The 22,396-nt window shown below is 63.3% G+C and carries 19 protein-coding genes and 1 pseudogene; 11 read left to right on the forward strand and 9 right to left on the reverse strand.

The window, feature by feature from the left end:
* Positions 1-135: 135 nt before the first annotated feature.
* Entirely contained in the window at positions 136-351 is a 216-nt protein-coding gene (locus tag ACZ5KU_RS11640) for a TOBE domain-containing protein (RefSeq protein ID WP_186680386.1), read from the forward strand.
* On the forward strand, positions 348-1,427 hold the full coding sequence (locus tag ACZ5KU_RS11645; RefSeq protein ID WP_054059387.1) for a sigma-54 interaction domain-containing protein: 1,080 nt from the start codon (positions 348-350) through the stop codon (positions 1,425-1,427). Before ACZ5KU_RS11640 ends, ACZ5KU_RS11645 begins: the two co-directional genes overlap by 4 nt.
* 171 nt (positions 1,428-1,598) lie before the next feature.
* Here the strand turns inward: ACZ5KU_RS11645 and ACZ5KU_RS11650 are convergent, their stop codons facing one another.
* The 6 genes from ACZ5KU_RS11650 to ACZ5KU_RS11675 form a co-directional block, all read right to left on the reverse strand.
* Positions 1,599-2,738, reverse strand: coding sequence for an LLM class flavin-dependent oxidoreductase (locus ACZ5KU_RS11650; protein ID WP_464737183.1), 1,140 nt, complete (start codon positions 2,736-2,738; stop codon positions 1,599-1,601).
* A gap of 1 nt (position 2,739) precedes the next feature.
* Complete coding sequence (locus ACZ5KU_RS11655; RefSeq protein ID WP_464737184.1) at positions 2,740-3,744, reverse strand: LLM class flavin-dependent oxidoreductase; 1,005 nt, start codon at positions 3,742-3,744, stop codon at positions 2,740-2,742.
* Between the two features lie 219 nt (positions 3,745-3,963).
* Positions 3,964-4,959: an LLM class flavin-dependent oxidoreductase gene (locus ACZ5KU_RS11660; protein ID WP_464737185.1), complete on the reverse strand. Its 996-nt coding sequence runs from the start codon at positions 4,957-4,959 to the stop codon at positions 3,964-3,966.
* Entirely contained in the window at positions 4,956-5,975 is a 1,020-nt protein-coding gene (locus tag ACZ5KU_RS11665) for an LLM class flavin-dependent oxidoreductase (RefSeq protein ID WP_464737186.1), read from the reverse strand. The genes ACZ5KU_RS11660 and ACZ5KU_RS11665 overlap by 4 nt, the downstream gene beginning before the upstream one ends.
* Positions 5,972-7,300 (reverse strand): LLM class flavin-dependent oxidoreductase, encoded by a 1,329-nt coding sequence (locus ACZ5KU_RS11670; protein WP_054061118.1) that lies wholly within the window; start codon positions 7,298-7,300, stop codon positions 5,972-5,974. Before ACZ5KU_RS11670 ends, ACZ5KU_RS11665 begins: the two co-directional genes overlap by 4 nt.
* Positions 7,301-7,364: 64 nt before the next feature.
* A complete protein-coding gene (locus ACZ5KU_RS11675) occupies positions 7,365-9,800 on the reverse strand; it encodes a TonB-dependent receptor plug domain-containing protein (RefSeq protein WP_054061119.1) in 2,436 nt (811 codons plus the stop codon).
* Positions 9,801-10,297: 497 nt separating this feature from the next.
* Between ACZ5KU_RS11675 and ACZ5KU_RS11680 the strand changes: the two genes are divergently transcribed.
* Entirely contained in the window at positions 10,298-11,290 is a 993-nt protein-coding gene (locus ACZ5KU_RS11680; protein ID WP_464737187.1) for a P1 family peptidase, read from the forward strand.
* 95 nt (positions 11,291-11,385) lie between these two features.
* On the opposite strand, the pseudogene ACZ5KU_RS11685 reads toward ACZ5KU_RS11680, so the two are convergent.
* Positions 11,386-13,493 (reverse strand): annotated as a pseudogene (locus tag ACZ5KU_RS11685) (peptidase domain-containing ABC transporter).
* Positions 13,438-13,797 (reverse strand): hypothetical protein, encoded by a 360-nt coding sequence (locus ACZ5KU_RS11690; protein WP_464737188.1) that lies wholly within the window; start codon positions 13,795-13,797, stop codon positions 13,438-13,440. Before ACZ5KU_RS11690 ends, ACZ5KU_RS11685 begins: the two are co-directional and overlap by 56 nt.
* Positions 13,798-13,954: 157 nt before the next feature.
* Between ACZ5KU_RS11690 and ACZ5KU_RS11695 the strand changes: the two genes are divergently transcribed.
* The 3 genes from ACZ5KU_RS11695 to ACZ5KU_RS11705 all read left to right on the forward strand — a co-directional run bounded on the left by ACZ5KU_RS11695 (position 13,955) and on the right by ACZ5KU_RS11705 (position 15,525).
* Positions 13,955-14,131 carry a hypothetical protein gene (locus tag ACZ5KU_RS11695; RefSeq protein ID WP_160319858.1) on the forward strand — a complete coding sequence of 59 codons (177 nt, stop codon included), beginning with the start codon at positions 13,955-13,957 and terminating at the stop codon, positions 14,129-14,131.
* Between the two features lie 115 nt (positions 14,132-14,246).
* The gene (locus tag ACZ5KU_RS11700; RefSeq protein ID WP_464737189.1) at positions 14,247-15,026 is read left to right on the forward strand and encodes a HesA/MoeB/ThiF family protein; all 780 of its coding nucleotides are present in this window, start codon (positions 14,247-14,249) and stop codon (positions 15,024-15,026) included.
* Positions 15,016-15,525 carry a GNAT family N-acetyltransferase gene (locus ACZ5KU_RS11705; RefSeq protein ID WP_416772905.1) on the forward strand — a complete coding sequence of 170 codons (510 nt, stop codon included), beginning with the start codon at positions 15,016-15,018 and terminating at the stop codon, positions 15,523-15,525. Before ACZ5KU_RS11700 ends, ACZ5KU_RS11705 begins: the two co-directional genes overlap by 11 nt.
* Before the next feature lie 93 nt (positions 15,526-15,618).
* On the opposite strand, the gene ACZ5KU_RS11710 is transcribed toward ACZ5KU_RS11705, so the two are convergent.
* Positions 15,619-16,980: a tetratricopeptide repeat protein gene (locus ACZ5KU_RS11710; protein ID WP_464737190.1), complete on the reverse strand. Its 1,362-nt coding sequence runs from the start codon at positions 16,978-16,980 to the stop codon at positions 15,619-15,621.
* A 313-nt stretch (positions 16,981-17,293) separates the two neighbouring features.
* Here ACZ5KU_RS11710 and ACZ5KU_RS11715 point away from each other — a divergent pair, with 313 nt between their 5' ends.
* The 5 genes from ACZ5KU_RS11715 to ACZ5KU_RS11735 are packed head-to-tail and all read left to right on the forward strand — an operon-like array spanning position 17,294 to position 22,377.
* Entirely contained in the window at positions 17,294-18,904 is a 1,611-nt protein-coding gene (locus tag ACZ5KU_RS11715) for an ABC transporter substrate-binding protein (protein ID WP_054062664.1), read from the forward strand.
* On the forward strand, positions 18,901-19,890 hold the full coding sequence (locus ACZ5KU_RS11720; protein ID WP_419736418.1) for an ABC transporter permease: 990 nt from the start codon (positions 18,901-18,903) through the stop codon (positions 19,888-19,890). Before ACZ5KU_RS11715 ends, ACZ5KU_RS11720 begins: the two co-directional genes overlap by 4 nt.
* Positions 19,890-20,228 carry a hypothetical protein gene (locus ACZ5KU_RS11725; protein ID WP_464737191.1) on the forward strand — a complete coding sequence of 113 codons (339 nt, stop codon included), beginning with the start codon at positions 19,890-19,892 and terminating at the stop codon, positions 20,226-20,228. Before ACZ5KU_RS11720 ends, ACZ5KU_RS11725 begins: the two co-directional genes overlap by 1 nt.
* Positions 20,228-20,737 (forward strand): ABC transporter permease, encoded by a 510-nt coding sequence (locus ACZ5KU_RS11730; protein WP_464737401.1) that lies wholly within the window; start codon positions 20,228-20,230, stop codon positions 20,735-20,737. The genes ACZ5KU_RS11725 and ACZ5KU_RS11730 overlap by 1 nt, the downstream gene beginning before the upstream one ends.
* On the forward strand, positions 20,734-22,377 hold the full coding sequence (locus tag ACZ5KU_RS11735; RefSeq protein WP_464737192.1) for an ABC transporter ATP-binding protein: 1,644 nt from the start codon (positions 20,734-20,736) through the stop codon (positions 22,375-22,377). Before ACZ5KU_RS11730 ends, ACZ5KU_RS11735 begins: the two co-directional genes overlap by 4 nt.
* Positions 22,378-22,396: the final 19 nt, after the last annotated feature.

The raw sequence follows: 22,396 nt of genomic DNA on the forward strand, positions 1-22,396 counted from the left end.
AGGAAGATTCGCTACCTTATTTCTTAAAGGAATAAAATGATGATTATTAATTCCTTTTGAAAAAATAGAGAAAGGTGCACCTTATCCACGAACCGCACGACGTTCGTGCCACTCTCCCAGACAGGAAGCTGCCCCATGACCATCAAGGCTATCAACGTCCGCAACCAGTTCCGTGGCGTCATCAAGGAAATCAACCTCGGTCAGGTGCTGTCCGAGATCGATGTGCAGACCGCTTCGGGCATCGTCACTTCGGTGATTACCACGCGCTCGGTGCGCGATCTTGAACTGTCGGTCGGCAGCGAGGTGATCGCCTTCGTCAAATCCACAGAAGTGTCCATCGCCAAGCTATGAGTACGACCGCCGGGCGGTCCGGCCCGATCCTGACCCTGCCGCAGGGTGAAAAGGACCCGTTGTCGATTCGCGCCAAGGCTCTGGTATTCGCCGACCCGCGTTCGCGGCAACTGCTCGATTACCTGCAGAGGGTCGGACCGAGCGAAGCGCCGGTGCTGATCAATGGCGAGACCGGCACCGGCAAGGAACTGGTGGCGCGCTATATCCATTCGGCCAGCGGTCGCACGGGTGCCTTCGTTCCGGTGAACTGCGGGGCGATCAGCGAAACCCTGGCCGAGAGCGAGTTCTTCGGGCATGAGGCCGGGGCCTTTTCCGGAGCGGTCGGGCGGCGTGCCGGCTGGTTCGAGGAGGCCGATGGCGGCACGCTGTTTCTCGACGAAATCGGCGACCTGCCGTTGCCGTTGCAGGTGAAACTGCTCAGGGCGCTGCAGGAGCAGGAGATCGTCCGGGTCGGCTCGCGCAAGCCGATCAAGATCAATATCCGCCTGGTGACGGCGACCAACATCGACCTGGAACAGGCGGTGGAGGCGGGCAATTTCCGCCTCGACCTGTTCTACCGGATCAACGTCGCCCAGGTCCGCGTACTGCCGTTGCGCGAGCGGCCGCTGGACATCCTGCCGCTGGTGGAGCACTTCCGAAAGCTCTACAGCCAACGGCTGAAAATCGTCGAACCGATGCTCTCCGAGGCGGCTACCCAGGCGCTGCTCGACTATCCCTGGCCGGGCAACATCCGCGAGCTGGAGAATGTCGTGCACCTGGCCTTGCTGGTGGCGGGCGACAAGCCGATCCGCCCCGAGCACCTGAAGTTTTCCGCCGGCCTCAGTGCCGCGCGCAGTCCCAGTGCCAGTACGGTGGCGCGGGTACCCCAGGAGGTGATCCGCGAGCAGTTGCTGCGGTTGTTCGAGGTGCCGGGCGAGAGCCTGCTGCATGACATCGAAGACCTGATCGTGCGCGAGGCGTTTGCCTTTTCCGGGTTCAACCAACTGCGCAGCGCTCAATTGCTGGGGATTACCCGTAACGCGATGCGTACCTTGCTGGTCAACCACGGCATGCTCAAGGGCCGAGCGAAATCCTGAGTCGGTGGAGGGGCGGTAGTTTGGTGCAAGGAGTGCCGGCCTCTTCGCGGGCAAGCCACGCTCCTACAGAGCCATGTTGTGCGCAAGACCGGCGTACGACACGACCTTTGTAGGAGCGTGGCTTGCCCGCGAAGAGGCCGGCTCAGGCAAAACCGTACCCGTGAAGACCATTCAAATTCGTTGTTCGGCTTGTCGCTGCGCCGCCCTGATGCGCCGCAGTTGAGGCAGCAACTCAGTGCCCAGGTGAATCGCCTCTTCCAGATGCGGAAAACCCGACAGGATGAAACTGTCGACCCCTAGCTGGTGATACTCCTCGATCCGCTGCGCCACTTGCTCATAGCTACCCACCAGCGCGGTTCCGGCGCCCCCCCGCACCAGGCCGACACCGGCCCACAGGTTGGCCGAAACCTCCAGTTCCCGCGCCCGTCGGCCACGGCCCCGGACCAGTTGCGTCTGGCGGCTCTGGCCCACCGACTCGTACGCCGCCAGTTGCAATTGCGCCCGGTCGATGGCCTCCTTGGGAATCTCCTCCAGCAGCTTCTCGACATGGGCCCAGGCCTGATCGTCGGTGGCCGCGGCGAAGATGTGCAGGCGCAGGCCGAAGCGCAGCGTGCGCCCCTGTAGCGCCGCCAGTTCGCGCATGCGTTCGATCCGTTCGGCGATCATCGCCGGCGGTTCGCACCACATCAGGTAGGTCTGGGCGTGGGTGGCGCCAACCTGTTCGGCCGCCGCCGAGGCTCCGCCGAAGTAGATCGCCGGTGCCGAGGCATAGGGACTGATCGGCGTGGCGCTGGTGCTGCGGTAGTAGCGCCCGTGGAACGGCAGGCCCTTGCCGGCCCAGACCGCCTGGAACACCTGGAGGAATTCCGCGGTACGGGCGTAGCGCTCGTCGTGTTCGAGGTAGTCGCCCAGCGAGCGCTGCTCGAAGCGGCTGGAACCGCTGACCACATGCAGGGCCAGCCGGTTGTCGCTGAGCAGTTGCAGGGTGGCCGCCCGGTGCGCGGTGTAGGCGGGCAGTTCGAGGCCGGGGCGCAGGGTCAGCAGGAACTTCAGCCGACGCACTTCCTGGGCCAGTACCGCGGTGATCAGCCAGGGGTCCTCGAAGCCGCTGGCGGTCGGCACCATGATCGAGTCGAAGCCGGCCAGTTCGGCGGCGCGGACGATCTGGCGCAGATAGTCCAGGGTCGGCGCGCGCTCGCCGGCCTGCAGCAGTCCGGTGCGGGGCAGGCCGCTGCTGGTGAGGTGGCGGCCGTCACCGTTGGTGGGCAGGAACCAGTCGATTTCCAGGGCCGAGCGGTATTCGTGGGGCATGCTAGCAGCGCTCCTTGCGCAAGCCTTGGGCCGTCAGCAACGGCAGGATCTGTTCGCCGAACCGCAGCACCTCGCGCACCGCCGGCTCCCCCTGGACGATCACCTGACCCAGGCCCAGTCCGTGCAGTTGCTGCAGGCGGGTGGCGACCTGGTGCGGACTGCCGACGATGTACAGCGGTTGGTCGCTGTGGGGTTGCCACAGATTCGGATGGATCTCGAAGCGCCGTGCCGGGTGCTGCTGGCGCTTGAGCGGCAGGACCCGCGACGGGACGTCCGGGACCTGCAAGGGGGGCTGTTCCAGGATGGCCTGGGCGGCCTCCCAGGCTTCGTCCTCGGTGTCGCGCACGATCAGCCCGAAGCGGCTGGCGAAGGTCAGCCGGCCCTGGCTGTCGCGCAGGCGTTCGATGGCCTGCTGCAGCCAGTGCGGTGCGCCCGAGCGCAGCAGGCAGACCTGCGCATGGCGGGCGATCAGCGCGGCGTCCTGGGAGTCATCGAGCACCAGGGGCGGGGCGGGCAGCGGGCGGCGACCGACGCCGGCGTTTTCCAGTTGGAAGTAGCGGCCGTCGTAGTTGAATTCGTCGCCGTCGGGTTGCAGCAGTGGACCGAGGATTTCCAGGTATTCGCCGATACGCTCGTTGCGCTGGTCGCGGTTGAGCCATTCGCCGAAGGCGCTGCGCAGGCTGCCTTGTTCGCTGTCGGGCAGGTGCAGTCGCACGCGGTGGGAGCTGATCGATTGCAGGCTCTGGACAGTGGCGGCGAGGGCGGCGGGCAGCATGACTTCCGGCGGTACGCTGACGGTCAGGTGCAGGTGCCGGGTATGGGCGCAGAGCGCAGCGGCCACGCCGAGGCTGTCGGCGCAATGGGCGCCACCAGGGATCCACAGGCCGTCGAGCCCGGCGTACTCCGCCGCCTGGGCCAGTTGCATCCACTGGCCGGGCCGCTGGGCCCAGCCCGGCGTCTGGCCGGGACCGCACAGGGGGAGTTGCCAACTGAATTCAAGTGCCATGTGGGGTTCCCGGACAGGAATGGGGTTGTGCCTGATACTGCGCGTTGTTGTCGATCGCCAGCAAGCGGAGCACCGATCGGCCCGCTCCTCCAATGGATCGAGTCGTAGGCGGCAAGGAGGCATGACGCACATCCGTAGGAGCCGGGCTGGCCCGCGAATGGGCCCCCCGGCCTTGCAGCGTCGGTGCATACGCCACCGCCAGCCAGGGTTGCGCTGTGCTCATGCGCGACGCCAGCCAAGGGCCGGGGCGATTTCGCCGGCGAGGATTTCCAGGCGCCGGAGGATCTGCGCCTGGGTCGAGCTTTCGGCCTGGACCACGGCGATCACGTAGTCGGCGTAGGGCAGCAGCGACGGGTCCTGGCGCAGGCTGGCAATCACTTCGTCGGGGTGGCCGTGATGCACGTTCATCAGCCGCAGGTGTTCCTGCAGGTCCACCGCCTCATCGATCAGCCCCTCGCGCTTGAGACGCGGGATATGTCGTTCGATGTCCACCGCCAGTTCGGCCTGGGCGCTGGCGCGGTCGGCCGCCGGAAAGATCGCCCGGACCACACCGATGCGCGGCGGTTGCCCGGTATGCTCCCAGGCTTGCAGGTAGGCATCCGCCAAAGGCTTCTGCACGGTCAGCGGATCATGGGTCGCCGTCCCCAACAGCAGGCCATTGCCCTGCCGGGCGGTGTAGGCCGCGCCCTCGACACTGCCGTGGGAATGCCAGAGGCGTCGGGCCAGGCCCGCTGCCGGCGGTTGCAGGGTCAGGTCGCTTGAGGTGCCCACCGGGCCGCCCCTGAGCAACTGCTGCAGCCGTTGCTGGTGTCGGGCGAAGTCCCGTTGACGTTCCTCGGCGTCGCGCCGGAAAGCGGCGAAGTTGTCGAGGTTGGCACCACCACTGCCCAGTCCCAGCTGCACGCGGCCCCCACTGAGACTGTCGAGCACGCTGGCGTCTTCGGCCAGGCGCACCGGGTCCTCGAAGGGCAGCACGATGACACCCGTGCCCAGCTCGATGGTGCGGGTGCGTTCGGCGATCGCCGACAGCAGGATCAGCGGCGAGGGCAGGCGGCCGAAACCGTTGCTCAGGTGGTGTTGGGCGATCCAGCCACCGTCGAAGCCGAGGGCTTCGGCGACCTCGAACTGTTCGATCAGGTCGCGATAGACCTGCTGCGGATCATCGCCAAAGGCATGGCTGAGGAAACCCAGCTTGAAGGGACGGACGCTGCTCATGGATGCGGTTTCTCCAGGGACGAGGGACGCTGCGGGGGCGGCTGCCAGCCCAGCGCCGGGGCGATCCGTTCGCGGATGATCTGCAGTGCGCGGATGGCCTCGCGCAGTGGCGTGCTGGCGGTCTGCACCTGCACGACCAGATGGTCGTGGGCACCCAGGCGCGGTCCCTGGGCGAGGGCCTCGACGATCCGCTCCGGTGCTCCGTGAAGCACCCCGAGACGGGCGAGCACCTGGTTGAAGTCGGCATCGATTCCGGCCCGATAGACACCGATGCTCTGCTGGCGACGCACGTAGGCGAGGAGATCGCCGTGCAGCGTCGATCCCGGCGCCGCCGCATCCGCGTCAGGGAAGACCGCCTGAACCCGGACCACCCGCGCCGGGGTGCCGTTGTCGCCGGTCCAGGCCTGGCGATAGCGCTCCACCAGCTCCACGCCGGCCTCGGGCGGCAGGTGCGGATTGGGTGCCATGATCAGCCCGTTGCCGCAGGCGGCGACCTGTTCGACCCGTGAAGTCGCCTCCCACAACCGTCGCCCAAGTCCTTCGGCACGAGGCAGCAGGTGCGGGCCGTCGGCGCTCAGCGGTGCGTTGCCCAGAGCCGAGCGCAGGCGTTGCAGGCGGGTTTCGTAGTCGCGGTGGCGCTCACCGTGATCGAGGCCGAAGGCGTCGTAGGTCTGCGGGTCGAAGCCGGCACCCAGGCCCAGTTCCAGGCGGCCGCCGCTGAGCAGGTCGAGCACCGCCGCATCCTCGGCCAGGCGCAGCGGGTCCTCCTGTGGCAGCACGATAATGCCGGTGCCCAGGGCGATGCGCCGGGTGCGCTGGGCGATGGCGGCCAGCAGGACCAGTGGCGAGGGCAGGCGGCCCTGTTCGCTGGCGAAGTGGTGCTGGGCCACCCAGCCACTGTCGAAGCCCAGCTCCTCGGCAACGCGGAACAGCTCCAGGGTGTCGCGGTAGACCTGCGGGTCGAAGGCCGGGCGGTAGACGCGGCTGAGAAAGCCCAGGGAGAAACCGCCGCTCATGATCGGCTGAACCGGTTGGCCGGCCGTGGCAGCCCGAGATTTTCCCGCAGGGTGCGGCCCTGGTATTCACGACGGAACAGTCCACGCGCCTGCAGCAGTGGCGTCACCTGGTCGACGAACACCTCGATGGCACCGGGGAAGTACGGGAAGAATACGTTGAAGCCGTCGCAGGCGCGGGCCTGGAACCAGGCCTCGAAATGATCGGCGATATCGGCGGCGGTGCCGATCACCGGGTTGCCGCCGGCCAGGCGCAGGTACAGCTGGCGGATGCTGAGGTTTTCCTTGCGCGCCAGCTCCAGCACCTTGTCGCGACGGCTGCCGCGCTGGCCGACCGGGGTCTCGGGCAACGGGCCGTCGAGGTCATGGCCGCTCAGGTCGATATCTTCGCCAAGGGTGTCGGCCAGCAGGCGCAGGCCGAGTACCGGGTCGATCAGGGCCTGGAACTCGTCGAACAGCGCCTGGGCCTGTTCGCGGGTCTCGCCGATGAAAGGCGTGATGCCGGGGAGAATCTTGATGTGGTCCGGGTCGCGGCCAAGATCGGCGGCGCGGGCCTTGATGTCCTGGTAGAAGGCCTGGGCATCGGCCAGGTCGCTGGCGGAGGCGAAGATCACTTCGGCGACCCGCGCAGCGAGGGTCTTGCCGGCTTCCGAGGCGCCCGCCTGGACCAGTACCGGGTGGCCCTGGGGTGGCCTGGCGACGTTCAGCGGGCCGCGTACGGAAAAGTGTTCGCCACGGTGGTTGAGGGTATGCAGCTTGTCCGGGTCGAAGTACTGGCCGCTGGCCTTGTCGCGGGTGAAGGCGTCGTCGTCCCAGCTGTCCCACAGGCCCTTGACCACGTCGTGGAATTCCTCGGCGCGCTGGTAGCGGTCGCCGTGGTCGATGTGCCGTTCGCGGCCGAAGTTCCAGGCCTCGTCGGAGACCACCGAGGTCACCAGGTTCCAGGCCGCACGACCGCCGGAAAGGTGGTCGAGGGAGGCGAACTTGCGGGCGATATGGTACGGCTCGTTGTAGCTGGTGGTGGCGGTGGCGATCAGGCCGATGTGGTTCGTCACGGCCGCCAGTGCGGACATCAGCGTCAGCGGTTCGAAATGTTCGGCGCGGGCGGTGCGGCTCAGGGCATCGTGGTGGTGGCCCCAGAGCGCAACCACGTCGGCGATGAACAGGGCGTCGAACCGGCCACGTTCGGCGGTTTCGGCAATCGTCTTGAAGTGGGCGAAGTCCAGGCTGGCATCGGCCTGGGCCAGGGGATGGCGCCAGGCGGCGACATGATGGCCGCTGTTGGCGAGAAAGGCTCCGAGCTTGAGTTGATCGGTTCGGCGGGTCATTAACGGGCTCCCGTTGAGCAGGCAAGGCCGGCGACGCAGGTGATCGCCGGCAGCGCCAGGTGGGTCAGAAGTTGTAGGTCACGCCGGTGTACCAGTAGCCGCCGGTGGTCCCGTAGGGCGAGAAGTTGCCGTAGGGGAAGCCGCCCGAGCTGCTCGCCAGCCTGGTGCGTTCCGGGTAGATGTTGAACAGGTTGTTGGCCCCGGCGGTGAGGGTGATGGCCTTGGTCACGTGGTAGTCGACGTTGAGGTCGGTGATCCAGGTCGGCGCGAAGGTGCGGTCGTAGATCGCCGCGGTACCGTATTGGGTGTACTCGCCATAGCGGGTCAGGTTCAGGCCGATGTCGAACTTGTCGACGGTCCAGGTGCCGCCCAGCAGCAGCTTGGATTCCGGCGTGCCGTGCTTGAGGTTGCCCTGGCGCTGGCGGTCGTAGCCGCCATCCGGGCCGAGGGCCTGCTGGGCCACGTCCGAGGCGTGGATCGCATCGATCTCGGTGGTGTTCCAGTTGAAGCCCAGGGTGTAGCGCAGGCTGCCGTAGGCGCCGAGGTCCTGGCGGTAGTCGCCGACCAGGTCGATGCCGCGGGTGGTGGTGTCCAGGGCGTTGGTGAAGTAGGTGACCGCCTGGTTGGTGTTGAGTCCGGCCGCGGCGAGGATCGCGTTGATCTGCGGGGTTCCGCCAAGGTAGCCGGTCTGGGCGATGCGGTCCTTGATTTTGATCTGGTAGGCATCGAGGGTGATGCTGGCGTTGTCCAGCGGTTGCAGAGTCAGGCCCAGGCCGAAGTTGGTCGATTTCTCCGGCTTGAGGGTTTCGGCGCCAAGGGCCTTGGCCACGGCCGAGTCGACGGCGACGTTGCGGTAGTCGATCAGGTTGCCGTTGACGCTGCTCTGGGAGGTCGAGCTGTAGATTTGCTGGGCCAGCGACGGTGCGCGGAACCCGGTGCTGAAGCTGCCGCGCACGGCGAGAATCGGCGTCAGCTGGTAGCGGGTGGCGAGCTTGCCGTTGGTGGTGGTGCCGGAGCCGTCGTTGTAGTGCTCATAGCGCCCGGCCAGGTCGACGTGCCACTTGTCGGTCAGGTCCTGGCCGATCTCGGCGTAGGTGGCGACGCTGGTACGGCCTTTTTCGGCGGCATCGGCCGGCGTGGTACCGGCCCCGGAAATGGTCCCCGGGGCGATCGGGTTGCCGCTGGCGCCGGTGCTGAAGTTGCCCAGGGCATAGGACTCGTAGTCGCCCTTGCCGATCTTGTAGTTTTCATAGCGCTGTTCCAGGCCCCAGGAAATCTGCGTCGGCTTGGCCAGGCCGAGGTCGAAGGCGCGGGTCAGGTCGAGGTTGTTGGTCCACTGGCTGAAGGTCTTGACCCCGGTGTCGACGGAGGTCGGCGAGTCCGGTCCGTAGCTGAGGTTGTAGGTGTGGCGCAGGGTCGCCTGGGCATGGTCCTGGCCGTAGGTGCTGGACAGGTCGTAGTCCCAGCCGGCGACCTGGCCCTTGCCGCCGAAGGCGACCTGGAAGTCGTTCTCGATGAAACGCAGGGTGTCCTCGACCCCTTCGGGGAACGGCGTGGCGATGCCGTCGAAGCTGGCCGGCTGGTGGAAGGCCAGGGGTTTTTCCGAGTTGCGCCGGGTGTAGGTGGAGAACGAGTAGAGGGTCAGGGCGTCGTCCACCGGCAACTCGGCGTTGTAGCCGAAGCTGAAGTTGCGCGCTTCCGGCAGGCCGGTGCCGTAGTAGGTGTGGCGCAGGCTGGTGTTGCCGGCGCTGTCGGTGTAGGGCGCGGCGTCCGAACGGTCGGAGACGTTCTGTTTCTTCACGTCCAGGGCCAGGTTGATGAAGCCGTCGTTGGGCAGCGACAGGCCGAGGTTGCCGGTCTGGCGGGCGGTCTCGCCGTCACCGTTCTCGAAGTTCTGGCCGTAGGTGGTGGACAGGCTGCCGCCGTGGTCGGTCTGCTTGAGCACGATATTGACCACGCCGCCGATGGCGTCGGAGCCGTACTGGGCCGAGGCGCCGTCACGCAGGACTTCGACATGATCGACCAGGGCGGTGGGGATCATGTCCAGATCCACCGGTTGCGAGCCGGAGTTGAGGAAAGTGCCGTTGTTGAGCAGGGCGCTGTTGTGGCGGCGCTTGCCGTTGACCAGCACCAGCACCTGGTCGCCGTTCAGGCCGCGCAGGCTCACCGGGCGTACCACCGAGGCCGAACCGTAGCCGGAGGAGGCCGGCAGGTTCAGCGACGGCAGGACCTTGCTCAGGGCGCGGGTCAGGTCGCCCTGACCGGTGGCGAGCAGTTGCCTGGAGGAAATGACGTCCACCGGGGCCGGACTTTCGGCCAGGGTACGGGCCTGGCCGCGGTTGCCGATGACCACCACGGTGTCCAGTGGGTTGTCGCTGGCGGGGATGTCGGCGGCAAGGGTCAGGCTGCTGTAGCTCAGGGCCTCGCAGACGGCGAGGAACAGCAGGCTGTGGGTGAAGGTGGTAAGGGCCTGGCGGCCGGCGGCGCGTGTCGAACTCATGATGTGAATCGCTCCAGTGGTTCCCCGGTGTGGCCCCTGGCAGGGCCCACCTTGTTCGGGTAAGGCGACGGTGTCGTGGCGGGTCGTCGCAAGCGTGGTCAGTGACGGCTTGTTGCCGGACCGGCGCGATGGCCGCGGTCTCAAGCTCTGCTGAAGGCCGTGGAGCAAGGCCTGTGCCATGTGTTTTAGCCCTTTAAAATCAAGGTTTTGGCTCGTATGACGAAGCGGATCTGGTGTTTTTCCAACGGCGGCGATTCAGGCTGTTGGTTTTTCTACAGCGCGCGGTGGGTGGGCGTAGCGGGGAAGGCGAGTGTTGATTTGTCAGCAGTCGCGATGGGGGCTGTTGAGTTAGCAACAGGCCTTCGCCAGCCATGCCGAGCCGACATGGGGTCATCGATGGCTGGCACATCACTTGCTCAATGGATCCGATACATGTGCTGTGGGAGCTGGCTCCCGCAAGGGCAGGACACCGATATTCTTCAACTCAGGAAATGACCATGCCGTTACCGGGACCCCGTAACCTGTTGACCGATGTACCTGGCGTTCGCGTCGGACACGCCACCGACCTGCGGGTCGACACCGGCGTGACGGTGATCCGCACCGATGGCGCCTGGACGGCCAGCATCGATATTCGTGGTGGTGGTCCGGGGGGGCGGGAGTCGGCGGCGCTGGAGCCGCAGAACATGGTCGGGCAACTGCATGCGCTGGTGTTCGCCGGCGGTTCGGTGTTCGGCCTGGGCGCGGCGGATGCGGTGGCGGCGGCGCTGTCGCAACAGGAAGTCGGCCTGCACCTGAAGGCCGGTGCACCGGCGATTCCGATCGTGCCGGCGGCGGTGCTGCATGACCTGGCCAACGGTGGCGACAAGCATTGGGGGCTGGAGCCGCCGTACCGCCGCCTTGGCTTCGAGGCACTGGACAATGTCGGTGAAGACTTCGCCCTGGGTTCGGTGGGGGCCGGTCGTGGAGCGATGGCCGGCGTGCTCAAGGGCGGGCTCGGTTCGGCTTCGCTGGCCCTCGAGGACGGGCTGGTGGTGGCGGCCCTGGTGGTGGCCAACCCCATCGGCTCGGTGTACATGCCGGACGGACAGACCTTCTGGTCCTGGCCCTGGGAGATCGCCGGCGAGTTCGGGGGCGCGCGGCCCACCGCGGTGACGGACGCCAGCGACCCGATGCCGGAGTTGTCGCGGCTGGACAGCATGGGCCGCCTGCAGGCCGGTGCCAACACCACCCTGGTGGCGGTGGCCTGCAACGCCCGGCTGACCACTGCCGAGTGCAAGCGTGTGGCGATCATGGCCCAGGACGGCATTGCCCGGGCGGTGCGGCCGGCGCACCTGCCGTTCGATGGCGACACGGTGTTCGCCCTGGCCTCCGGGGAGTTGCCGCTGGTGGACGGGCCGCGTCGGCAGGTGCAGATCGGCTATATCGGCTCGGCGGCAGCCGATTGCGTGGCGCGGGCGATTGCGCGGGGGGTGTTCGAAGCGCGGCGGTGACTGCGCAGCAGCATCAGACACTGTACGAAATGTATCTGCGTGCGCCCGGGCTGCGTTGAAAACCGGCCTTCGCTTGAAAACGTTTCATACAGCCCCTAGCTGACGGCGCGAGTATCACTTGAGATTCGTCCCTTATCCAGGGTCACCACGCGCTGTGCCATTGCAATAGTTTCGTTGCGGTGTGCCACCATTATTCGAGTCATGGCCTGATCGGCAATTGCAGCATTGACCCGCTTTTCATTCCACGCGTCCAAGTGGCTGGTAGCTTCATCAAGTACCAGCAATCTGGGTGTCCGGTAGAGGGCCCTGGCCAGCAGAATGCGCTGCTTCTGTCCACCTGAAAGGCCTGAGCCCAAATCTCCTATCAGGGTGTTATAGGCCATGGGCATGTCCATGATTTCATCGTGTATAGCCGCTTGCTGAGCACTTTCGATAATACGATCTACAACAGGTTGAGCATCGAAAAAACAGATGTTATCTGATAACGAACCGCTGAATAGTTGGTCGTCCTGCATTACCGTACTGACCAGTTTTCGGTAGTTTTTCAAACCCAGGCTCTCAAGTGAAATTCCATTGATGAGGATTTCCCCTTGGTGGGCTTAAGCAAGCCTAGCAATAACTTGAGCAGGGTTGTCTTTCCGCACCCCGACGCTCCGGTGATTACGATGCATTCGCCTGCTGGAATCATCAGGCTCAAGTCGTTTATTATATCGGGTTCATCTTTGGCATAACGAAACGAGACGTTTCGTAACTCAATATTGACTATCAGGTCGTGCAATTCTGCTTCAGCAGCCTCTGTGTCCTGCTCAGTCGCCGTCAATAGAATATCGGCGACGCGCTCACCGTGGAGTCGCAATATACGTAGTTCGAAGATCCTGTCGATGAGTACAGCTATGCGCTGACTGAATTGCTCTTTGTAGCTTAGAAAGGCTAATAGCATGCCAGCTGAAAAGTTGCTGCTCATGACGGAAAGTGCTGCCAGCCAAATCACCACGACTCTTTCGCAGCTGAAGATCAGGGTGCTGGTCGACTGGAGTGAGATTGAAATTCGTGAAATTCTAAGTTCAATGTTGAGTTGATCTACCAGGCCATTTATCCAGGTAATCCGTCGTTCCTCCTCGCGCCCGAACAAACGAATACTCTGTATGCTGCGGACCGATTCGATAAAAAGAGTATTCTGTTTCGCTATTTGCGAGATATGTGCGGATGTTTTTTCCTTCTGAATACGGAAGGCACAGCAACGCAAGGTTGCATATATGCTTACGGCTAGAACACATATGCTTGTCAGCAGGACACTGTAGTACAGCATGAGAAAAAAGGTGGTGATGACCAGAACACCGTCGATCACGCCCTCGATCAGTTGTGTTGTGAGGGCCTTCTGGATTGCGTGGAGGGAATTGAACCTGGATGTAATATCGCCCAGGTGGCGTTTTTCAAACCAGGTGACGGGTAGGCGTAGCAGATGAGAAAAGGCGTTGCCTAGCCATTGATAGCTCAAATAGGTCGATAGTGCGCTAGTCATCCACGACCGCAACAGCCCAAGTCCGGCCTGAAGCACCATCAGCAGCAAGAATCCAACACCGAGAAGGGTCATCAGTTGCTGATCATTGCTGGCCAACACGTCGTCCAGTACCCACTGCAGGTAAAAAGGGGTGATCAAGGTGACTGTCTGCAGGACTAACCCTATCAGTAGCAGTCTGGTAGCCCCTGAGTACAGTCCGTCGACTTTACCGAGTATGGATAGCAGGGGAGTTCTTCGAGGGCTGTCAGAGCACTTGAATAGCTCTCCCGGGGTGAGTTCCAACGCTACGCCGGTAAAATGTCGAGACAGTTCGGTCCAACTCATGTTTCTGATCCCGTAGGCGGGGTCGTGTATGGTCAAACGGGTTCCGGTGACTTTCTTCAGCACCACGAAGTGGTTCATATCCCAGTGCAAAATGCATGGAAGCTTCAGTTTGGGTAATTGGGCAGGTTCCAGTCGTAATGGTCGGGACTGTAAACCCATATGTTGGGCTATCTGTATCAAGCTTTTTAAGGAGGATCCCTTCAGCGATACATTGAAATGCTGGCGTAAAAGCATCAGGTCAAGAGATTTTCCCCAATAGCTCGTCACCATGGCGATGCAAGCCAGACCGCACTCTGTCGTTTCAGTCTGCAGAAGGATTGGAAGTTTCTTCTTGAGTTTGGTTTTCGGCCATTTCATATGGTGTTCTACAGTCCTTGAGGCTTTCTGGGGGCTTCAGTGGATTCCAGGGGTAATATTTGCTGGTGGCATAATTGCCAGAGCATTCAAGGCGGATTTCTTGATGATTGATTATGTACAAGCCTGCACTGGAAACCATAAGTAGGCTCCATATGTACGTCAGGAATATGACGAATTTATTTTCTTTGGAAGGGTTGATGTCCAAGGGGTGGCCGTATCGGTTTCCTGTAGCACGCGCTAGTACTTCATTTCTAAATAAAGGAAGGGCTTTTTTGTGGGATGTTTCTATATTTTTTGTAGTCATTTTAGTTTTCCTGTGTGGCTTAAGTCTGTGCTTGTTAAATAAAAAATTCATGCCGTTTTTGTTGACGTTATTTTATTCTGGTTTCTATATTTCTGAACGTCGGGCCGGGAGGGCTCTGGTCTGAGATTAAATCTATCTGGGAAATGAGGAAAGTCTTATGAAGATTTACTTGCGCGGTTTGCCTGAAGGTTTGATTGGGAAACCTGAAATCGAGTCTGAATCAATAGAAGCGGCTCTCGATGAGTATCCAGTGCTTGAGTTGTTTCAGGAAGATTTGGAATATGTCAGCGGTGGTAACTGCAATGCGAGGAGCTTTCGTGCTTGTGATGGCTGAAAAGCAGCAGTCAGCTTGAAATCTTGAATGATTCAGCTCTGACGCCAGATTGGGAGAGTGTTCAGAGCCGAATTATATTTTTAATAAATTTCTTGATGCGTTGAGGCAGGGAAATATGCGGTTTGATTTCAAGGATGCTCGATACAATCGACATGAAAACATGCCTGAGTGGGGAGAGGCGGGTCAAAGACGTCTTGCTCGTGCGTCAGTGGCTGTCATCGGCGCTGGTGGGGTCAAGTCTACTCTATTGATGTCGCTGGTAGCTGGTGGAATTGGGCGAATCGCCATCATTGAGTTCGATATCGTTGAGTTGTCGAATCTGAATCGGCAGATTTTATACAGAACCAGCGACATCGGAACTTCTAAAGGGCGCGCTGCGCAGAAGGCACTGAGTGACCTGAATCCAGAAATTGAGATTGATCTGATTGAGGAGAAATTAACAAGGGAAAATATTGATAGGTTACTGAAGAGTTATGAGTTGATTGTCGAGGGTGGTGATTCACCTGATGGCAGGAATGCGGTGAGTGAGTATTGTATCCGGACCTTGAAGCCTATGGTGCATGCCTCTGCGCAGTTTTCATATGGTTACGTTTTTTCAATGCTGCCAGCGAGGGAAAGCGCTTGCTTCGCATGCCTTTTCCCTGATGATTATTCACGCTCGGAACATACAGGTCCGGTGCCGGTGAATGTCTTGGCGACTTCCGTTGCTGGAACGCTGGGTGCTGCTGAGGTTTTCAAATGGTTTCTCGGTCATGAGGAGAAGATGTACGTAAATCGACGAATGACATTTTCCTCGTTGCTCTTGAGTGGAATATTTGAGGTCGATGTTGTACCTAGGAAACCTGACTGCGTGTGTTGTGCGCCCTATTATGAGAAGAAGCGAAATGAGATTTAAGCAGCCGTCTGTTCAGGATGCGGAGAGTTTGTTGAGCTTTTTCATTCGATTGGTTGGTGAGGACTCTGAACGGGTTGAGCGATCTGAGGATGTCAGTCTGCTAACGCAGAGCATGGAGGAAGCGTGGGTGGGGCAATTGATCGAAAAGGAGCATGATGGCGAAGGTATCGCTATTTGCGTACTGGATGAGTCCTCTGCGATTGTCGGTTTGGGGGAAGTCGAACGGCGATCTCGGTGGATTGAGCGTCATGTGGCGGAAATAAGATTTGGCTTGCTTCCTGGGTATCACGCCCAAGGCGTTGCGCTGATAGAGTTGCTGCAGCAGAGAGCGAGGGGGATAGATATTGAAGTGCTTTACTATTTTCACTTGGCAACTCAGAGGCAAGGTATAGAAGTCGTTCGCTCTTGTGGGTTTGAGTATTCTGGTAGTATTCCTGATTACTATAAAAAGGAGGGGATTTATATTAGTCGGGAATTCTATTCGAAAAGGATAGGCTGAATTGGCGGGATGCTGATTCCATGCTGTCGTATCACCTAGAGGCCTAACGCCTATCCTTGCTGTAAGCAGAGCGGCCTCTTGGAATGACGTGCCTCAATTGAATGCTTGCCGAATCCGGTCTTGAGCCTTCCGTGCCTGCTCTGGCAACCCCAGCGCCTCATACACCCGTACCAGATGCCGATTGGTCGGCACATCCAGCGCATCGTAGCCTCGGCGCAGTTCCAGGGTCTGCTGCGCCGCTCGCCAATCGCCCGCGTGCAGCCGTGCATCCAGTTCGATCTGGGTGAACAGGTCGCGCTGGGCGTGGCTGCCGCCGATATCGTTGAGGCGCGGCAACACGCTGCCCAGGCGTAGCGCTGCGGTATGCCAGTCGCCACGGGCATGGGCCAGCAACCCTTCGGCCAGGGGTAATGTCACCTGGGCCCAGGTGTCGCGGCTGAAAGCCGGTGCGCTGTGGCTGCGTTCGCGCAGGGCCTCGAGCAATCGGTCCGCCTCGGGCAACCCGGCGCGCGCCAGGCCATACAGGTACTGCACGCTGAGAAACGGCTGCACCGTGTCTGCGACCCGCACCCGCAGGTAGGCCGCCACGGCCTGCCAGCGTTGGCCGACATCCACCCCCGCCAGCTCCAGGCGGGCCAGCAGCGACACCGCGCCGATCTGGTCCTGGGAGTATTCCGGGAGGATGCCCCACACGTGTCGATCATAGATTTCCAGCACTCGCTGATCCTGCCCACGGGCCAGGTAGAACAGCGCCAGGTGCCACCAGTTGTGGGTGTACATGAACGAGTTGAGGCCTTGCCAGTGGTGCTTGACGCTTTCCAGGAAGTCGATGCCTTCCTCGATCCGCCCGCGGGTCAGCAGCACGTGGGCGAGGGCGTGCTGGGCCCAGGCTTCGTCGGCCTGCAGCGCCAGGGCCTGGCGGGCGGCGGCCTCGGCTTCATCGAGCAGGTGGCACTGTTCATAGGCGAAGGCCAGCAGGCCATGGCTATGGGCGATTTCCGGCGCGGCGTCGCGGGCCTTGAGGGCAATGCGCAGCAGCGCCGGCCAGTTGCCGCGGTTGAATTCCACGTACTGGTTGAGCTTGGCGGCGAACAGGTCGCGGGGGAAGCTGTCCAGCAAATGCTCGGTCAGGCCCAGTACCCGTTCCAGATCGTCGGCGATCCAGGCATCGAGGGTCGCCAGGTAGAGGTCGGCACGGCGGTGAGCGACGTGCACGGCATCGGCCTGCTGGCGATAACGCTCGGCCAGGCGCGGCCCGTCGGGAGACTCGCTGAACATCAGCAGGATGCCGGCCAGGGCATTGGCCAGCCGCGAGTTCGGGTCGGCATCGGCGGCGGCGAGAATGTTTTCGGCGCGTGGGTGATAACCGAGGAAACCGCCGATGAAGTCGTCGATGCCGCGTCGGGTGGTGGAGAGGTCGCTATCGATGGGGTTGCCCAGGTAATCCAGAAACATGGGAAGAGGCTCGCGGGTTCGAAGATCGCAGTTGTCGCAAGGGTTGTGCCAGGGCAGGGCAATGGGTTTTCTCGGGGAGCCGCGACTGGTGTTTTTGGGTGCCAGCAAGCCGGTTCCCAACGATGAGACAGGGGAGGCTGCTGCTTTTTCCACAGTGTCCGGCACGGGTTGTGGTTTTTTCATCACTGCGCGGCAACCCGGTACCGCGCAAACACGGGCGCAAAAGCACTGGCACAGGCCTTGCTAAAACCCTCGAAAGGGCCGGTCGCACACCCTGTGCCGTGCCTGCCGAATCTTTCCTGCGGAGCCCGCCATGCCTGATTTTTCGCCGACCCCTTCATCTCGCACCCGGCCCCTGCGCCGGGCCCTGCTCGGCCTCGCCGCCAGTGCGCTGATCCTGGCTGGCAGCGTGCAGGCACAACCCCGCGATGGCGGTGTGCTCAACCTGGTGGCCCAGCCGGAACCGCCATCGCTGATGCATGGCGTGGTCTCCCATGTTTCGACCCAGTACGTCAGCGGCAAGATCCTCCAGGGCCTGCTGACCTACGACACCCACCTGCAACCCAAACCGGTGTTGGCCAGGAGTTGGACTGTCTCCGCCGACGGCCTGACCTACACCTTCGACCTGCAGGACGGCGTGCGCTGGCACGATGGTCAGCCGTTCACCGCCGACGACGTGGTGTTCAGCTTTCGGACCTTCTACCCGGAAGTGGACAAGCGCCTCGGCGGGGTGTTCACCGAATTCGTCGCCTCCATCGACGCCAGCGGCCCGCTGCAGGTGACCTTCCACCTGAAGAAGCCTTTCGCACCGCTGCTCTCGTCCCTGGGCAGCGGCCTGCGCCCGGTGGTGCCAAAGCACCTCTACGAAGGCACCGATTTTCGTAACAACCCCTATAACCTCAAGCCGGTCGGCACCGGTCCGTTCGTGTTCCAGGAATGGAAACGAGGTGCCTATATCAAGCTGGGCAAAAACCCCGACTACTGGAAAAAGGGCCTGCCGCACCTGGACGGTATCGTCTTCCACGTGATCCCCGACGCTTCCTCCCGGGCCGCCGCCTTCGAGCGTGGCGACGTGCAGGTGCTGCGCAGCGGCGATGCCGACTACTCCGACCTCAAGCGCCTGAGCGGCCTGCCGGGCGTGCAGTCTTCGGAGCAGGGCTGGGAACTGTACTCCGGGCTGGCCTTCCTGCAGATCAACACCCGCAAGCCGCCGCTGGACAACCCCAAGGTACGCCAGGCGATTCTCTATGCGCTGAACCGGCCGTTCATTGTCGACAACATCTTCTTCGGCACGGGCAAGGTGGCCCAGGGACCCTTCGTCTCCAGCTCGCCGTATCACGATCCACAACTGCCGCAGTACAGCTATGACCTGAAGAAAGCCAGGGCGCTGATCGCCGAGTCCGGCGTCGATGTCGGCGCGGTGCGCATCCGCCTGCTCAACGGCGAGAAGGGCGGTGCCTGGGAGCGCGCCGCCGAGTACACCAAGCAGGCTCTGCAGCCGCTGGGCTTCAAGGTCCAGGTGGTCACCTCGGACGCGGCCACCTGGTTCCAGCGGGTCAGCGACTGGGATTTCGACCTGACCTACAACTTCATCTTCCAGGTCGGCGATCCGTACCTGACCACCGCCTACCTGTACCGCTCCGACTACATCCTCAAGACCTCGCCGTTCGCCAACGTCAGCGGCTACAGCAGCCCGCAGGCGGATGCGCTGTGGAGCAAGGTCGCCAACACGGCGGACGGCGAGCAGCGTCGCCAGGTCTACAGCGAGCTGGAGAACCGCCTGAACACCGACCTGCCGATCCTGCCGATCTTCGAGATGCGCTATCCGACGCTCTACCATAGCCAGGTCAGGAACCTGCTGCAGACCGCCACCAGCCTCAACGAAGACGACGAAAGCGTCTACCTCGATGCGCCGACGCCATGAGCGGGCTGATCTTCCTTGGCTCGCGGCTGCTGCGGGCGCTGGCGATGGTGCTCGGGGTGCTGGTGCTGAGCTTCCTGCTGATCCGCCTGGCACCGGGCGACCCGGCGCTGATGCTGGCCGGCGAAGCCGGGGTCGATGACGCCCGGTACATCGCGCAGTTGCGTCAGGACATGGGGCTGGACAAGCCGGTGGCCCAGCAGTTGCTGATCTATCTGGGCCATATCGCGCGACTGGACCTGGGCTATTCCTATCGCAACCAGGCGCCGGTCTGGTCGCTGATCGCCGAGCGGCTGCCGGCGACCCTGGCACTGATGGGCTCGGCGTTCCTGCTGTCATCGCTGGCCGGCATCGCCCTGGGCGTGCTTGCAGCGCGCAGCCGGGAACGCCGGCCGTGGCTCGACCGGCTGATTGCCCAGGGCGCGCTGCTGCTCTATGCCACCCCGTCGTTCTGGCTGGCGATGCTGCTGATCCTGCTGTTCTCGGTGAGTCTCGACTGGTTGCCGGCCTTCGGCATGGAAACCGTCGCTGCCGACTACCAGGGTCTGGCCTGGTGGGCTGACCGTTTGCAGCACCTGGTGCTGCCATGCCTGTCCCTGAGCTTTCTGTTCCTGGCCCTCTACATCCACCTGACCCGTGCCGCGACCCTGGAAGCGCTGGGCCAGGAGTACGTGCGCACCGCGCGGGCCAAGGGCCTGTCGCCGCGGCGGATTCTCTGGGCCCACGTGCTGCGCAATGCGTTGCTGCCAGTGGTGACTTTCGCCGGCCTGCAACTGGGCCAACTGGCCAGCGGCATCCTGCTGATCGAGGTGGTCTATTCCTGGCCGGGCATCGGTCGGCTGATGTACGAGGCCTTGGCGCAGCGCGACTACGGGGTATTGATGGGCGGCTTCCTGGTGATTTCGATCATGGTGGTGAGTTTCAACCTGCTGACCGACCTGGCCTGTCGCTGGCTCGATCCGCGAATCGGCGCCGGAGGGCCACACTGATGCAACGGCATTCGTTCCTGCGCCGGTTCCTCGCGCAGCCGTCGGCACTGGCCGGGCTGCTGTTTCTGCTGGTGCTGGGCCTGCTGGCGCTGGCCGCTCCCTGGCTGACCGACAGCCAGCCCTGGGAGATGAACAGCCAGCCGCTGCTCGCACCGTTCCACGACCCGGCACACTGGCTGGGCAGCGACATGCTCGGTCGCGACCTCGGCAGTGGCCTGCTGTATGGCGCGCGGGTGTCCCTGGCGGTGGCGGCGCTGGCCAGCCTGGCGACCCTGCTGGTGGGCGCCCTGGTCGGTGCCCTGGCCGGCTACTTCGGGGCTGGCTCGACGCTGTGCTGATGCGCATCGCCGAGTTCTTCCAGATCGTGCCGCAACTGGTGCTGGCGGTGATCCTGGTGGCGGTGCTCGAACCGTCCCTGGGTTCGATCGTCCTGGCCATCGCCCTGGTCGCCTGGCCGGCGGTGGCGCGCCTGGTGCGCAGTGAATTCCTCAGCCTGCGCCAGCGCGAATTCGTCCAGGCGGCGCGGGTGCTCGGGCAGTCGTCGACGGCGATTATCTTCCGCCAGATCCTGCCCAATGCCCTGGCACCGCTGCTGGTGACCCTGACCTTCGTCATGGCCACCGCGATTCTCACCGAAGCGGCCCTGGCCTTTCTCGGCCTGGGCGATCCCGAGGCGATGAGTTGGGGCTACATGATCAACGCCTCCCGCGGCCTGCTGCGCGATGCCTGGTGGATGAGCCTGTGGCCGGGCCTGGTGATCCTGTTCAGCGTGCTGGCGGTGAACCGCGTCGGCGAGGGCCTGCGGGTGGCCTGCGCGCCGCTGCGGCAACCAGGAGCCCACTCATGACAGACCGCCACAATCCCTTGCTGAGCATCGAGCACCTGCGCATCGCGCTGCCGGCCGGTGCCGATCGCAGCCATGCCCTGTACGACCTGTCGCTGCAGCTCGAACGCGGCGAACTGCTCTGCGTGGTCGGTGAGTCCGGCTCGGGCAAGTCGATGCTGGCCAAGGCCCTGCTGCGGATGTTGCCCGAGTCGTTGACGCTGGAGAGCGGCCGCATCCGCTGGCGCGGCGATGATCTGGCCGGACTCGACGAGGCGAGCATGCGCCAGTTGCGTGGACGCGATATCAGCATGGTTTTCCAGGAACCGATGAGCGCGCTCAATCCACTACTGAGCGTCGGTCGGCAGATCGACGAAACCCTCGCCGCCCATGGTGTGAAGGCGGCGGCCAGCCGTCGCCGGCGAGTACTCGAACTGCTCGGTTACGTCGGCCTGCCGGACCCGGAACGCCTGCGCCACGCCTATCCCTTCGAATTGTCCGGCGGCCAGCGCCAGCGGGTGGTGATCGCCATGGCGCTGGCCTTCGACCCGGCGCTGCTGATCGCCGACGAGCCGACCTCGGCGCTGGATGTCACCACCCAGGCGCAGATCCTCGCACTGCTGCGACGGATCCAGCGCGACAAGGGCATGGCGGTGCTGTTCATCACCCATGACTTTGCCGTGGTGCAGGCGATTGCCGATCGCGTGCTGGTGCTGGAAAAGGGCCATCTGGTGGAGCAGGGCAGTGCGCCCCAGGTTCTACAGGCTCCGGCGGCGGAGTACACCCGGCGGCTGCTGGCGGCGGTCTCGGCCAGCCCGCTGGCGCCGCGTCCGCCGCTGAGCCAGGTGTCGACGGTGCTCGCGGCGCGGCAACTGGAGAAATCCTACACCGGACAGGGCGGCTGGTGGCGCAAGCGCGCCAGTCGGGCCCTGGCCGGCGTCGATCTGTACCTGCGTGAAGGCGAGACCCTGGGCCTCGTCGGCGAGTCCGGTTCGGGCAAGTCGACCCTCGGGCGTTGCCTGGTGCGCCTGCTGCAACCGGACAGCGGGCAACTGCAATGGCAGGGGCGGGAGGTCGCCGGTTTGTCCCAGCGCCGCCTGCGGCCGTTGCGGGGCGAGATCCAGATGATCTTCCAGGACCCGTTCGCCTCGCTCAATCCGCGCCAGAGCGTGGGCCAGATCGTCATGACCGGGCCGCTGGCCCAGGGCGTGCCGGCTCGCCAAGCGCAGCAGCGCGCCCGCGAGGTGCTGGAACTGGTCGGCCTGCCGCCCACCGCCTTCGAGCGTTACCCCCACGAATTTTCCGGCGGCCAGCGCCAGCGTATCGGCATCGCCCGGGCGCTGGCGGTGCGGCCGAAGATTCTCATCGCCGACGAATGCGTGTCGGCGCTGGATGCACTGATTCAGGTGCAGATCCTCGAATTGCTGGAGGACTTGCAACGCCGCCTGCGCCTGAGCATCGTGTTCATCACCCACGACCTGCGGGTGGCGGCGCGGCTGTGTGATCGCATCGCGGTGATGCAGGGCGGGCGGATCGTCGAGCAGGGCGAGACGGCGCGGCTGTTCGCCGAGCCGCAGCACACCTACACCCGCGCGTTGCTTGGCGCCTCATCGGTGCTCGCCGAAGCGTCCCGCCCGGCGCAGAGTCGCGAGGGCGCCTGGTGAACCCATCCCTTTTCCATCC

It is taken from the genome of Pseudomonas sp. Tof1, from assembly GCF_055390395.1.

Excerpts from the sequence above, each read along its gene's own strand:
- ACZ5KU_RS11640 (WP_186680386.1), top strand. The coding sequence starts at position 136 with ATGACCATCAAGGCTATCAACGTCCGCAACCAGTTCCGTGGCGTCATC.
- ACZ5KU_RS11645 (WP_054059387.1), top strand. The coding sequence starts at position 348 with ATGAGTACGACCGCCGGGCGGTCCGGCCCGATCCTGACCCTGCCGCAG.
- ACZ5KU_RS11650 (WP_464737183.1), bottom strand. The coding sequence starts at position 2,738 with ATGCCCCACGAATACCGCTCGGCCCTGGAAATCGACTGGTTCCTGCCC.
- ACZ5KU_RS11655 (WP_464737184.1), bottom strand. The coding sequence starts at position 3,744 with ATGGCACTTGAATTCAGTTGGCAACTCCCCCTGTGCGGTCCCGGCCAG.
- ACZ5KU_RS11660 (WP_464737185.1), bottom strand. The coding sequence starts at position 4,959 with ATGAGCAGCGTCCGTCCCTTCAAGCTGGGTTTCCTCAGCCATGCCTTT.
- ACZ5KU_RS11665 (WP_464737186.1), bottom strand. The coding sequence starts at position 5,975 with ATGAGCGGCGGTTTCTCCCTGGGCTTTCTCAGCCGCGTCTACCGCCCG.
- ACZ5KU_RS11670 (WP_054061118.1), bottom strand. The coding sequence starts at position 7,300 with ATGACCCGCCGAACCGATCAACTCAAGCTCGGAGCCTTTCTCGCCAAC.
- ACZ5KU_RS11675 (WP_054061119.1), bottom strand. The coding sequence starts at position 9,800 with ATGAGTTCGACACGCGCCGCCGGCCGCCAGGCCCTTACCACCTTCACC.
- ACZ5KU_RS11680 (WP_464737187.1), top strand. The coding sequence starts at position 10,298 with ATGCCGTTACCGGGACCCCGTAACCTGTTGACCGATGTACCTGGCGTT.
- ACZ5KU_RS11690 (WP_464737188.1), bottom strand. The coding sequence starts at position 13,797 with ATGACTACAAAAAATATAGAAACATCCCACAAAAAAGCCCTTCCTTTA.
- ACZ5KU_RS11695 (WP_160319858.1), top strand. The coding sequence starts at position 13,955 with ATGAAGATTTACTTGCGCGGTTTGCCTGAAGGTTTGATTGGGAAACCT.
- ACZ5KU_RS11700 (WP_464737189.1), top strand. The coding sequence starts at position 14,247 with ATGCGGTTTGATTTCAAGGATGCTCGATACAATCGACATGAAAACATG.
- ACZ5KU_RS11705 (WP_416772905.1), top strand. The coding sequence starts at position 15,016 with ATGAGATTTAAGCAGCCGTCTGTTCAGGATGCGGAGAGTTTGTTGAGC.
- ACZ5KU_RS11710 (WP_464737190.1), bottom strand. The coding sequence starts at position 16,980 with ATGTTTCTGGATTACCTGGGCAACCCCATCGATAGCGACCTCTCCACC.
- ACZ5KU_RS11715 (WP_054062664.1), top strand. The coding sequence starts at position 17,294 with ATGCCTGATTTTTCGCCGACCCCTTCATCTCGCACCCGGCCCCTGCGC.
- ACZ5KU_RS11720 (WP_419736418.1), top strand. The coding sequence starts at position 18,901 with ATGAGCGGGCTGATCTTCCTTGGCTCGCGGCTGCTGCGGGCGCTGGCG.
- ACZ5KU_RS11725 (WP_464737191.1), top strand. The coding sequence starts at position 19,890 with ATGCAACGGCATTCGTTCCTGCGCCGGTTCCTCGCGCAGCCGTCGGCA.
- ACZ5KU_RS11730 (WP_464737401.1), top strand. The coding sequence starts at position 20,228 with ATGCGCATCGCCGAGTTCTTCCAGATCGTGCCGCAACTGGTGCTGGCG.
- ACZ5KU_RS11735 (WP_464737192.1), top strand. The coding sequence starts at position 20,734 with ATGACAGACCGCCACAATCCCTTGCTGAGCATCGAGCACCTGCGCATC.